This is a genomic window from Aulosira sp. FACHB-615 (genome assembly GCF_014698045.1).
GTDB lineage: Bacteria > Cyanobacteriota > Cyanobacteriia > Cyanobacteriales > Nostocaceae > Nostoc_B.
Window position 1 is genome coordinate 63,919 of sequence record NZ_JACJSE010000014.1, and the last position, 13,351, is coordinate 77,269.

General features: G+C 40.0%; 10 protein-coding genes. 7 read left to right on the top strand and 3 right to left on the bottom strand.

What is annotated here, in order from left to right; translation table 11 throughout:
- Positions 1-501: 501 nt before the first annotated feature.
- Positions 502-1,713: a glycosyltransferase family 4 protein gene (locus H6G77_RS21055; protein WP_190872644.1), complete on the top strand. Its 1,212-nt coding sequence runs from the start codon at positions 502-504 to the stop codon at positions 1,711-1,713.
- On the opposite strand, the gene thiS is transcribed toward H6G77_RS21055, so the two are convergent.
- Together thiS and H6G77_RS21065 are read right to left on the bottom strand one after the other, a co-directional pair.
- Complete coding sequence (gene thiS / locus H6G77_RS21060; protein WP_190592532.1) at positions 1,710-1,922, bottom strand: sulfur carrier protein ThiS; 213 nt, start codon at positions 1,920-1,922, stop codon at positions 1,710-1,712. The genes H6G77_RS21055 and thiS overlap by 4 nt on opposite strands.
- A gap of 26 nt (positions 1,923-1,948) precedes the next feature.
- Positions 1,949-3,064, bottom strand: a complete 1,116-nt coding sequence (locus tag H6G77_RS21065) for a thiamine phosphate synthase (RefSeq protein WP_190872645.1) — start codon at positions 3,062-3,064, stop codon at positions 1,949-1,951.
- A gap of 242 nt (positions 3,065-3,306) precedes the next feature.
- Here H6G77_RS21065 and H6G77_RS21070 point away from each other — a divergent pair, with 242 nt between their 5' ends.
- The gene (locus H6G77_RS21070) at positions 3,307-5,106 is read left to right on the top strand and encodes a DUF1565 domain-containing protein (RefSeq protein ID WP_190872646.1); all 1,800 of its coding nucleotides are present in this window, start codon (positions 3,307-3,309) and stop codon (positions 5,104-5,106) included.
- Positions 5,107-5,237: 131 nt separating this feature from the next.
- Here the strand turns inward: H6G77_RS21070 and H6G77_RS21075 are convergent, their stop codons facing one another.
- Positions 5,238-5,777: a L,D-transpeptidase gene (locus H6G77_RS21075; protein WP_190592529.1), complete on the bottom strand. Its 540-nt coding sequence runs from the start codon at positions 5,775-5,777 to the stop codon at positions 5,238-5,240.
- A 781-nt stretch (positions 5,778-6,558) separates the two neighbouring features.
- Between H6G77_RS21075 and aroC the strand changes: the two genes are divergently transcribed.
- The 5 genes from aroC (at position 6,559) to H6G77_RS21100 (ending at position 13,344) form a co-directional block, all read left to right on the top strand.
- The gene (aroC, locus tag H6G77_RS21080) at positions 6,559-7,647 is read left to right on the top strand and encodes a chorismate synthase (protein WP_190872647.1); all 1,089 of its coding nucleotides are present in this window, start codon (positions 6,559-6,561) and stop codon (positions 7,645-7,647) included.
- 128 nt (positions 7,648-7,775) lie between these two features.
- On the top strand, positions 7,776-9,581 hold the full coding sequence (locus tag H6G77_RS21085; protein ID WP_190592527.1) for a hypothetical protein: 1,806 nt from the start codon (positions 7,776-7,778) through the stop codon (positions 9,579-9,581).
- 61 nt (positions 9,582-9,642) lie between these two features.
- Entirely contained in the window at positions 9,643-9,903 is a 261-nt protein-coding gene (locus H6G77_RS21090) for a SemiSWEET transporter (protein ID WP_190671602.1), read from the top strand.
- A gap of 625 nt (positions 9,904-10,528) precedes the next feature.
- Positions 10,529-11,512: an ABC transporter ATP-binding protein gene (locus tag H6G77_RS21095; RefSeq protein WP_190872648.1), complete on the top strand. Its 984-nt coding sequence runs from the start codon at positions 10,529-10,531 to the stop codon at positions 11,510-11,512.
- A 320-nt stretch (positions 11,513-11,832) separates the two neighbouring features.
- On the top strand, positions 11,833-13,344 hold the full coding sequence (locus H6G77_RS21100) for a polysaccharide biosynthesis/export family protein (protein WP_190592524.1): 1,512 nt from the start codon (positions 11,833-11,835) through the stop codon (positions 13,342-13,344).
- The last annotated feature ends 7 nt before the right edge of the window (positions 13,345-13,351 follow it).

Sequence of the window (13,351 nt, forward strand, 5' to 3'; positions counted from 1 at the left end):
TCACAAAATGGCATCAATTATTACAAAAATAAATATATACATAAATCACATTTGATTTAGAGAAAAAATACTTTTTCCTACTCACTGCCTATCGCGCTTCGCTCACCACACAAGTAGATTGGGAAAATCAACCGCATTCCCATATCTATTGGGAAGATAAAAATCAATTGCGATTCTATATATATGTAGATATAGTATAAATAGCACCAAGATTAATCAGAATTAGTCGAGCAAATTTATTACCACAAAAACTTAGATTAGTGGGTTTTCTACTGTACAATTTCAGTAAGTTATTGATGATGATAGCTATTATTAAGCAATTAGTTGATGTTGCTGAAATGTCAAGTATGAGGTGTACTTTGATTGATATCGAAATGCCTAAGTGATGATGATAATCAGTCTCAAAGTATTTAGTAAGCAAAGCTAATTTATTAGTAAGAATCTAGTTAAATTAAACATGCAAAACTAAAACATTATTTACATCAAAATACAAAAATTAACATGGAACATATTTCTCAACTAGCGCCAAACATTAGAGAACAAACAGCATGTCCAGATATTTTAGTAATATCGCGTCAATTTTTACCACAAGAAGCGGTGATTAGCGAATATATCTATAACCGTTGTGTGCAAGATCCAGAACGGATTATTGTGTTGGCGGCTAGTTGTGCGGGCGATAAAAAATTTGATGAGACACAACAGTTTCCTGTCTATCGCTGGCCTAATTCTCAATACTGGCTAGGAAAATTTTGGGGAAATATTTTCCAGCCGTTGATGAATTTAGTTGGCTCATTTGTATTAGCAATTAAACTTTATTTTCGCTATCACTATCGTTATATAGAATGGGGACACAGTTACGAGTTTCCCTCAATATTATTATTGAGCTATCTATTACCTATCCGTTTTTTTATTTATTTACACGGTTTTGATATTCGCTCTGTTTTGGGCAATCCTTTATGGCGATCGCTCTTTAAGTTAACATTATCCCGTGCCACAGGCATTGTTTGTAACAGCGCCTTTACAAGAGATTACCTCAGAAACGCATTCCGGTTACAAACTCCTACCCATGTTATTCATCCCATAGTTAGACCAGAAAAATTTAGCGCCGGGACAAACCCAACTCATCTTGATGATTTACGGGTCAAGATACGCCAAATTTACAACATTCCCGAAACAGCAATTGTCATTCTTTCCGTGGGAAGACTAGTAAAACCGAAAAGCTTTGAACGAGTAATTGAGAATCTCCCCTTATTACTGACTGTGGGGATAGATGTTCACTATATAATTTGTGGTCAAGGTGCTGGTGAGTCGGAATTGCAGACTCTTGCACAACGTTTGCGGGTAGACCAACGGGTACACTTTGCTGGTCACGTACCAGAAAGCGAGTTAGCAGGTTATTATGGGGCTTGTGATATCTTTGCGATGCTGACTGTGAATGATAGCAAAGCAAGATTTATTGATGGTTTTGGGGTGACATATCTAGAAGCCAGTTACTTTGGTAAGCCTGTAATTGCTTCCCGGTTAGGTTCTGTGATTGAGGTAGTGAGTCACGAAGAAAACGGTATTTTAGTCAACCCAAAATCTGGCTATGAAGTTTTTCAAGCCTTTAAACGCTTGTGTCAAAACCAGCAATTGCGAGAACAACTCGGTCGCAAAGGTAAAGAATTAGCGAGGCGCAAAACTCTTCACCGGATGCTTTATCAAGAAAATTAACCACCGCCGACAATGGTAACAACTTCCAAGCGATCGCCTGGCTGTACAATCGTTTGTGACCAAAATTGGCGATGCAAAATTTCCCCGTTATACTCCACCGCCACTAAGCGCGGATTGAAACCCAATTGTTGTAGTAAATCGGGTAACAACGATGGAGATGAACAACTGCGGGTTTCTCCATTTACCTGAAGGGTAATTTGCTCGGACATAAGCGAGTGCTGAGTGCTGAGTAAGTTTAATTTTGAATGATTTCTGATTGTGGTCTGACGCGATTTAGTTGAGACAGCAAGTATTGGGTAACAAGCGTTGGCTGTTCGGCTTGCATGAGCGATCGCACTACTGCTACCCTTTCGGCACCAGCATCAATGACATCATTGATATTATTGGCATCAATGCCGCCAATGGCAAACCAAGGGATAGGGCTATTTTGGGCGGCGTAGCGGACATATTCTAAGCCGGCTGCGGCTTTACCTGCTTTGGTAGGAGTTTCGTAAATAGGGCCGACACCGATATAATCTGCACCTTCGTTAATGGCTCTGTGCATTTCTTCCGAATTAGTGGTAGAACGGCCAATTATGCGCTGTGTCCCCAATAATTGACGCGCCAAGGCTATAGGCATATCTTGTTGCCCTAGATGTACACCATCAGCATCTACAGCTAAGGCTAAATCGACGCGATCGTTCATAATCAGCAAAGCGCCATAAGCATGACATAGCTGTCTGAGTATAGTTGCTTGTTCCAGCCGCACAGTATCATCGGAATTTTTATCGCGGTACTGGACTAAAGTCAATCCGCCTTTGAGTGCAGATTCTACAGTGGCGAATAAATTGTCTGATGGAGATGTGACTAAATATAAATGCGATCGCCACAATAACTGATGACGTTGATACCCCATTAAACTACTTTCTAGGGTATAAACCCGATAGCGCATCTGCTTAAAAGCTTTGCCCATATTGGAGCTATATAGCTTGCCATATTCTTCCAACACCCGCAATGCTTCTTGAACACGGCAAAAGTTAGCTTGCAACAGCGACTTAATACTAGCGCGTTGTTCTTCTTGGGGATGAGATAAATCAGTGCCGATATCACCTACTGTATCTCGCGCTGCCCGGATTTCTGCTGTATGCCACTTTGCTAACTCTTGTCGCAGGTATTTACATTCTCCAGCTAACTGGGCATTATTCAACCCAAAACGACACCACTCCTCGATGATGCGTAAACCTTCACGAGTGCGGTCTAAATTAGCATCTAATATGCGGTAAACAATTTGCTGTATTTGCTCTTGTTGGCTATACGGCTCGACCATTACCACAACTCCATTAGTGCTTTCATAATAGTCAGCCTCTTTCATATATGCAATGTTTTTAGCATCATTAATTTACTAAGCAAGAGATATTAAGAGTTGAGTACTGGAAATTGGGTTTGGGCATTAAGAAAACTAATTTCCCATTCCCTATTCCCGACTCCCCACTTTCTTCATTAATTACTTTGTCTTTAAAATAGCCAATAGGTCAATATTGTGGGTAACATTATCGACATATTACTGTCTAAGGGTATAAGACTTTATTGTTATTTCTTAGGAGTATGGTAAAAATGGTGTCCCCCAATGTATCAGGTCAACATTATAGACTGGCGCTCAAGCTGATAACCATTGATCAACTGCATCCATCTTTAAACTTAGCTATACCGATAGCTTTTGGTTACTCACTTTTGCTGTGTATGTTTGGTATGGGAGTGGCGAGTTTAACTTTGCTGGCAATTAATAATAGTGCCGTTGCTCAGATGCCATCTCTACCGAATAGAATGCCCCTGGGTGAAAGACCAATTTCTCAGGTTAATGTACTGTTTGTCAACCCAAGTATCGGGGATGACACCACAGGTAATGGTAGCGATCGCACGCCGCTAAAAACTATTACCCAAGCTTTGCGTGTTGCTCAAGGCAATACAGTCATTATGCTGGCTCCGGGTAATTACAGTGAAGAAACTGGAGAAACCTTTCCTTTAATACTGCGCCCTGGGATTTCCATTCAAGGTGATGCAGCTAACAAAGGTAGTGGAATTACAATTCAAGGTGGTGGATTGTACCTGAGCCGCAGTTATGGCGGACAGAATGTCACGATTGTGGGTGCAAATCAAACTGAATTAACAGGGGTGAGTGTGACGAATGCTAATCCCCGTGGTTATGGTTTGTGGATTGAATCAAGTAACCCTGTAGTCTCTGAAAATACATTTATAGGAAGTACCCAAGACGGTGTAGCGGTGAGTGGTAATGGCGCACCGACAATTAGTAAAAATTATTTTTATCGAAACGGAGCTAATGGTATTACCCTGAGTGGTAGTTCTCAGGCAAAAGTGCAAGACAATGTTTTTCAAGAAACTGGTTATGGCGTAAATATTACCCAAAATGCCGCGCCTGTGGTTATAGGTAATCAAATACAAAACAATCGTTCGGGAATTTTAGTCCAAGGCAAAGCCCGTCCCATTGTCCGCAATAATGTAATTGCCGATAGTAAAGAAGATGGTTTAGTAGCGATCGCCCAAGCTATGCCAGACGTAGGTAATACTACAGAGGCTGGTAGTAATGAATTTCGTAATAATGCCCGCTATGATATCAATGCTAGCGCAGTTCAACAGGCGATCGCTGCCACTGGCAATACTTTAACTAGCAACAAAATTACAGGTAAAGTCGATCTGAACGCGCCAGCTACGACTGTTGTAGATAACCCCCAACCAACCACACCAAACACAACTATTTCAACTATTCCCACCAATCCAGAAATTACTGTTTCTCCCACTGAAGTTGCTCCCACACCCAATCCCGTCGCCAAATTACCCACTACAACCATCAAACCCAAATCCCCCCAACAACTACAACTAACTCCTCCCCGTGGCGGCTTCCCAGTTCCCAGCAGCTTAGTAGGAACCCAACCAGTAACAAACACCCCGCCGGCTTCTACAGCCCAACCAGCATCATCACAGTTCAACTACGTGCAGATTGACAGGAACACCATTGAATTTACTGCACCTGCGTCAGTCCCCAATACAACCATTTCTCCCGGTAGTGCAGCTTTGTTACCCGTTCCTGATGGTAACGTTCCCCTGGGTAATACTGCCAACCTGCGAAAAGTCCCGCTTCCCCAAACCAATACAAATACATACACTCAAAGTTATTTACCGCCTACCAACAACACACGTTACCGCGTCATTGTTGAAGTAGCCAACGAACAAGAACAGGAATTAGTAAAATTTGTCGCCCCTGGTGCATTTTCTACCATCTGGAAAGGGCGCAGGGTGATGCAAGCAGGCGTATTTAGTAATCGTTATAACGCTGATGAGATGTTAAAAAATCTCACTAACAATGGCTTACGCACTATTATTGAACCGTTGAATTAAATCAGTAGGGGCGAATGGTTTTTCGCCTCTACCGTGAGCAAAACATCACCCCCATACCCTTACACCCTTACACCCAGTTTCCACAGAACATCTTTGTGCGTAAGTCTTATTACTGCCTAATTCCTAGAGATTTAGCGTTTCACAATTACTAAAGTTCCTGGCTTTGTCCAGTTGTACAATTTCCGCGCTTGCTTGACTGGTAAATTCACGCAACCGTGGCTGACGGGAGTGCCAAAACGGTTATGCCAATAAGCACCATGAATTGCATAACCTTCATAAAAATACATTGTATAAGGAACATCAGGAATGTCGTAACCTCTACCCCGCATTCTATTAGTGCGATGTTTCGACTGGATATGAAATCTACCAATGGGTGTAGGGGTAGCTCGTTTACCAGTAGATACAGGGAAGGAATAAACTAGCTTTTGGCCATCCCAGGCACGTAAACGCTGCTGAGATAAATCAATTTCAATGCGGCGAGTTTGAGACAGTTGCCGACTGTCAGATATTTGAATGTTGTTGTTATTGAGTGAGGCGGCTGCTGCTATCACAGAATTGGGATCAGCCGTTGTTGGTAGCGCCGAGGAGAAAAAAGTTGCTAACAGCAGCGCCACACCTGTACAAAAATTTCCTGAGCGACGAATTCCAACATTACTAGTTTGGGTTCGCATTCTGCATCACCTTCTAACAACGCAAAAAATATTGTTGTAGTTTTGATAAACACTACAAATTGCCAAAACAATTCCTAGTTGTTTATGCGATATCTACAAGGATGGTCTGCCAATACACCAATACCAGTATCAGGTGAGACTAATAAAGTAGCTACGTACCAAGGTTGGATCTTACTGCTAGGTCTGAAGGCGTAGGAATGTGAGGATTTTTATCACCTTCATTCATACATTTCTATACCTTTGTGCCTAGAGGAGATGAGACCTCTTGCTGCTGAACTTCTCTCAACTGAGTTGGAGTATTAACAGTGATTTATTTCACTTTGTGAGTTTGAAAACGTGCAAACTACTCAATTACGATATTTGCACTTGTAATTTTTCCCAGGATTTACACAAACAGAGATAACCTGACTAGAGCAATCTAGTTTCTATTTCTAACTTCAAGTTAAGTGATAGCAATTCCGGAGTGTGACTATCGTAATGTCTTGAATTGCTGTCATTACAACGTGCAGAGTTAAACTTAGGATATTCCAAAAAATTGCACAATTCAGTAATTAATAAACACCTCAGACTGGAAGTCTGAAAACTTTTTAGTGTTGTATTTAAAACTAGTAGATCCTCCTAAATCCACGCCACTTGCTACAACGGGGGGAATCTCCGCAACGCAGTGGCTCCCCATAGCGTTACTTTGATGTGTTTCCCTCCTTATCCCTGATTCTTGAAACTTAACATTTGCAAGAACTCTCGGTAAAATACATAAGCCTTATCCTTTTTCCTCACAATCATGGGCAATACTTTTGGGCATCTGTTTCGCATTACTACTTTTGGTGAATCCCACGGCGGCGGTGTGGGAGTTGTCATTGATGGTTGTCCTCCGCAACTGGAAATCACAGCAGCAGAAATTCAGTTTGAGTTAGACAGGCGGCGGCCAGGACAAAGTAAGATTACCACGCCGCGCAAGGAAGCAGACACCTGTGAGATTTTGTCTGGGGTGTTTGAAGGAAAAACTCTAGGTACACCGATCGCAATTTTAGTGCGGAATAAAGACACGCGATCGCAAGACTATGATGAGATGGCGGTGAAATATCGTCCTTCCCATGCAGATGCAACCTATGATGCTAAATACGGAATTCGGAATTGGCAAGGCGGCGGTAGGTCTTCGGCGCGTGAGACAATTGGTAGAGTCGCCGCAGGTGCGATCGCTAAAAAAATTCTCCGACAAGTTGCTAATCTAGAAGTGATTGGTTATGTCAAACGCATCAAAGATTTAGAAGGCATTGTTGACCCTAATACCGTCACTTTAGAACAAGTAGAAAGCAACATTGTTCGCTGTCCTGATGCAGAATGCGCCAATCGCATGATTGAGTTAATCGAGCAAACTGGCAGACAAGGTGATTCTATTGGCGGTGTGGTAGAGTGTGTTGCTCGTAACGTACCGAAAGGTTTAGGCGAACCAGTATTTGATAAGTTAGAAGCTGATATTGCTAAAGCCGTGATGTCACTTCCTGCTAGTAAAGGTTTTGAAATTGGTTCTGGTTTTGCTGGGACATTATTAACAGGCATTGAACATAACGACGAATTTTATATTGATGAAAATGGTGAAATTCGGACTGTAACTAATCGTTCTGGTGGTATTCAAGGCGGTATTTCCAACGGCGAAAATATCATTTTACGAGTTGCTTTTAAACCCACCGCCACTATTAGAAAAGAACAAAAAACCGTCACCAGTGAAGGTGAAGAAACAGTATTAGCCGGCAAAGGCAGACATGATCCTTGTGTGTTACCCCGTGCTGTACCAATGGTAGAAGCAATGGTGGCGCTGGTGCTATGTGACCATTTATTGCGAAATCACGGACAGTGTAAAGTGTTGTAATCAAGACTTAAGTAAATGCGGTAAATACTTATGATTGCTGGGCGGATATTTTACTCGCCCTTTTTTTGTACTATTGCTATAGTAGCGAATAACACCTTTAACTAAGTGCGATCGCATCTACTATCAATATGGATACAGAATCGGAAATTCGGCTTAAACACTTCACTGCACTCAAGTCTAAATATCAAGCAACTAATTATCAAGATACTTCACCATCTAGCCTGCTATATCTCATACTACGAAAAGCTAATTTATGTATTGAGTTAACTGAGCTAGAATTTGATTGGTTAAAAGAGCAAGCACTTTTTCAAACTTTTGAAACTATTTACCAACAGCAACAATCTAATTTAGACGAACTTAAAAAATTAGAAAATGAGTTTTCCTATCTTAAATCTCAGTATCAAGTACCTAAAAATTTGAGAGATTTTCAAAATATTAGTACCACTCTTTACCCAATTCTGTGGAAGCTTCACTCAGAAAAAGCACTTACTGATTCTGAGCTTGAATGGCTAAAAAATAATCACCTTGGTGTGATAATTTCTCTGATTAATAAGATGAAATTAGAAAACCATTTTTTTACTTTGAAGAAAAAGTACCAAGCTACTAAATATCAAGGTTTATCATCTTATAGCCCACTGTATAAAATTCTCAATAAACTGGAGAATAAGCAAACAATCAACCATCTTGAGTTGGAATGGTTGCAAAAAAGAGAACTATTTGAAACTGTCAAAATTTTTGAGCAACAAGAGGCAGAAAAGCAAACAAAATTTGTTCAGTTAAAAATAACTTATCACGCAGATAAACATATAGATATATCATTATCTAGTCCATTATACTCTATTTTACAAAAGCTAGATAGTGATGAAATATTAAGTGATTCAGAATTAAAATGGTTAGAAAAAAAAGGGCTAACTGAAACAATTACTATTGCTCAAGAGTTAGAAAAAACACGAGAATTTAAAAATTTAAAACTTAAGTATAAAGCACATCAATATGAAGACTCATCACCCAAGAGTCATTTGTATAAAATTCTTAAAAATCTGGAGAGAGAACATAAGTTACGTGAGCAAGATATTAACTTTCTCAAAAAACGCAAGCTCACTGACACTATACAAATTGCCAATGAACAATATATCTCTCTTCTAAAATCTAAGATACATTTAGAAGAGTTACCTAATGATTTAGAAATTGAATGGCTGAAAAATAACGGACGCGAAGATATCATTGTTTTAGCTCAACAGAAGCACTACGCTATTCTCAAAAGAAAATATGGATTGATAGAACCTAATCTACCAATGCACCCCTTTTATGAAATCATGCTAAAACTAGAGAAAAAAGAACGTCTCGATATTGTATTAGTCACTCAGTTAATAGAACAAAATATGTTGTCTCGTGAGGGCAAGATTGCAACTGCACACTCTAGATTAGAAGCGGAGTTTTATGAGCAAGAAATTATGCGGACTGGTAATAACTGGAATATACCTAATGCTAGTAGTTATTGGCGTAAGGCTAATGAGCCAGAACAGGCATTAAGAGTAACTGAATTAGATTTGAATAAAGTCAAAGAAAATAAGCTAAAGTCAGCAATTTTAGTTACTAGGGGTGGAGCATTTAGAGATATGAATAACTTAGATGAGGCTGAAAAATGTGCAAAAAAAGCTATAGATTTCCATTCAGATAGTTATCAACCTTATACCTTGCTGGGCGCAATTTATTACGATCGTTTTGAATATAGTAAAGGTGATTATTACTTTGATGAAGCAATAAAACGTGGGGCTAAACCTGGAGATATCGATGATGAAATAAAACGAATATTTCGCAGCATAAAAGATGAGGAAAACCGTCATAAAGCCGCAATTTACTTATTAAATAAAGACCCGAATCGCTATGAATGGGCTAAATGTTATCTAAAAAAAATAAAAGCTAAGAAATAATAAGTGAAAATATAAAATCATGTTAAAATTATCCTGATAAACTGTTAAATATCAGTCTAATATGGATTTTTTGACAATTTTAGGGTTAGTTGCTGGGGGATTAACTACCATTGCATTTCTGCCCCAGATGTTTAAAATATGGAAAAGCAAATCAGCAAAAGATGTATCTTTTGTAATGTTGATTACATTTATGAGTGGTTTATTATTGTGGCTAATTTATGGCATTACTTTACAAGCCTTGCCTATTATTATCGCTAATGCCATATCATTTATATTTAACCTGATAATTTTATGTTTAAAACTGAAGTATAAATCAAATTAACTTCAAAAAATTGGAAATATATGAATCATCTATGATTTATGTACTAGACTGGTAGGTAATATCGCTTTATTCTCTCCATAAGTGCGAATGTCAGTCTGGTAGAGAAAGATGCTGCGTTACGGCTAATTATCACTCTCTTCATTTCTAAAATCCTTGTATAGCCGTAACACACCCTATTTAAATACTTACCTTATAAATCAATACAGTTCAGTTAAGGCAACAACTTAGACTGGTGTAGGTTGGGTGGAGGAACGGAAGCAACATTTTCAAGGCTTTGTTGGGTTACGCTATCGCTACACCCAACCTACTATTCTCTTAACTGAACTACTTAAATATTTACCTTATAAATATAGCAGTTCTACATCATTCATTAACCAAAATATCCCCGATTTCTTGAAGAAGTTGGGGATCTGAGCATCTCGATTTTCACAAATCAAATACGATTGCTATAGCTTCTGATAATTTCAGAAAAACGTGCCATTTTTTAATTTGTCTATTATAAAGGTACTGATAGTGAAGTACCAACACTTCTGCAAGCGGTAAGTGTTGGCTTCCTGTCTCATTTGCCATTGCTCTGTTGTCTTAATGCCAAGAACTTTTCTAAACATTCTCTTAATTTTTGACAATGACATCTGTTATTGATACTCCAGAATCTCAACCGCAACCTACGGGTGTTCCGCCAGTTGTTGCAACTTTTGATTTGCGAAAAGTTTATCGTACTGGCTTTTGGTTGAATCAAAAGATAGTATCTCTCAAAGGCTGTTCTTTGACGGTTTATCGGGGGGAAACTTTTGGGTTGTTGGGGCCGAATGGTGCGGGGAAAACGACTTTATTAAAATTATTGTTGGGAATTATTCGTCCAACTGCGGGACGGGGATTATTATTAGGTAAACCATTGGGCGATCGCCAAGTCAAGCAAAGTATCGGCTATCTGCCAGAAAACCCTTATTTATATGATTATCTCACTGGCTGGGAATTTTTAGAGTTAGCGGCGGGAATCTTCCAAATTCCGAGGAGTTTCCAGCGTAAGCGCATTCCAGAACTGTTAGAATTAGTCGGTTTACCTGTAGCAGATGCCCGCAAAAAACAAATGCGGCGTTATTCTAAGGGTATGTTACAGCGTGTGGGTATGGCGCAGGCGTTAGTTAATGACCCAGAAGTGATATTTCTGGATGAACCGATGTCTGGTCTTGACCCCCTGGGACGCTACCAAATGCGGGAAATTATCTTAGGCTTAAAAGCCGCCGGGAAGACTATCTTTTTTAATAGTCACATTCTGAGTGAAGTTGAGCAAATTTGCGATCGCATCGCCATTCTCGCCAAAGGTGAATTAGTTTGTGCTGGTTCTCTGGATGAATTGTTAGGCAATAATCATGCTTACCAAATCAAAGGTAAAGGTGGTGACAAAGAAGTGCTGCACAAATGGCTATCTAACTTGACATTTAGCCATAATGGTTCTTGGCAAGGCACTTTAGCAGAGGACTACTATGATTTTCTCGATAGTCTTCGCTTAATGGAAGGTAAAATTATTTCTTTTGATTTAGCGCGACATTCCTTAGAAGACTTTTTTATTCAAAAGATTCAACAGCAAAATACATCTGTTCAGTAATTTTTGATATTCAATAACTCATTTTAAATTTTCGATTTCAGATCCCTGACTTCTTTAAGAAGTCGGGGATCTGAATCACTTACGTAGATTGTAAATTGCTATCAAAACCTGTATTAATAAATGCTGAATCCGTGTCTCAGTAAGTTAGTCTTTAAGCTAACTTTATCAAAAATTCAAATCTCATAAATAATTATGCTTCCGGAAAAGAGTATCCTTCAAGGAAAATAAGATTGTCGGGGAACAAGAATACTTAAGTATAGTCAAGATTAAAATGTTTAGACAGTACTTTGCCGATCGTAGTCTCAGAGTCTAAGGTAAATATGTTTAACACAGGTTTATTGAAATTCCTCACCCAGTCATCTATGGGTGTGGCTTTTTGCACAGCTATCAATTTCGCTGTGTCGCCCGTCAGCCTAGCTCAGGGACAACCAGTATTACCAACTGCAAAGCCAGTAATTCCAACTTCACAAACAATCCCGCCGAATAGAACACCTGTTATCCCAACGCTACAACAAGTCTCACCAGCAACATCTCAACAATTAGATACAACTTATACTTTGGGTGGCGGCGATCGCATCCGGGTGAATGTATTTGAAGTACCAGAATACACAGGAGAATATCAAATTCCTCCCGGTGGAGCCATTACTTTACCTTTAATTGGTAGTGTGCCATTGCAGGGTTTAACCACTGAACAAGCATCGGATGAAATTGCTAGAAGGTACTCCCGCTATCTCAAACGACCGTTAATTTCTGTCAACCTGTTATCATCCCGCCCGATTAACATTTTTGTGGCGGGAGAAGTCACAAGACCAGGTTCTTATACTCTCACCCTCAGTGGTGGTGCAGGAGATAACCCTGGCGTACAATACCCAACCGTATTAGCAGCGTTAACGACAGCCCAAGGTGTAACTCTAGCCGCAGATGTCACCCAAGTAGAAGTACGACGCAAAGTTGGCAGAAGTGGGGAACAGCGCGTTACCCTCAACTTAAAAGAGGCTGTACAAACTGGTCAAGTCGGTCAAGATATTACATTACGGGATGGTGATACCATCTTTGTTCCAACTGCATCTAGCTTCGACAAAGCTGAAGCCCGTAATTTAGCCGCCAGCAACTTTGCAGCTAGTCCCAGCACACCCCGCACAGTCGCCATTATTGGTGAAGTTAACCGTCCCGGTTCTTACTTGGTGACGACAGGTGGCGGTGGTGCAGAAGGAGGAGCAGGTGGTTTACCTACTGTCACCAGAGCCATTCAATTAGCGGGTGGAATCACCGGACAAGCCGATATTCGCAGTCTGAAACTCCGCCGCCCCACCAGAACTGGTAGTGAACAAACTATTGATATCAATCTCTGGCAATTACTCCAGAGTGGTGATGTCAATCAAGATATTATTGTCCAGGACGGAGATACGATTGTTATCCCCACTGCTACTGATCTTACTGCCGCAGAAGCAACTCAATTGGCGAATACAACTTTATCTCCAAACACTATCCAAGTTGGTGTGGTGGGTGAAGTCAAACGGCCAGGCTCTACAGACCTTAAACCGAATAGTTCTTTAAACCAAGCTCTATTAGCTGCTGGTGGTTTTAATGATGCCCGCGCCAGCAGAGGGGCTGTAGATTTGATTCGACTAAATCCTGATGGTTCTGTCACCAAACGGGTAGTCAAAATCAATTTTGCTGATGGTATTAATGAGGCGACTAATCCCATTCTGCGAAATAATGATGTGATAGTAGTGAGTCGTAATGGTCTGACTAAGACTAGTGAAACTTTAGGTGCGATCGCTAGTCCCTTTGGAATTATCTTTAATTTCCTCAGATTATTTGGACTTTAAGTTTAAT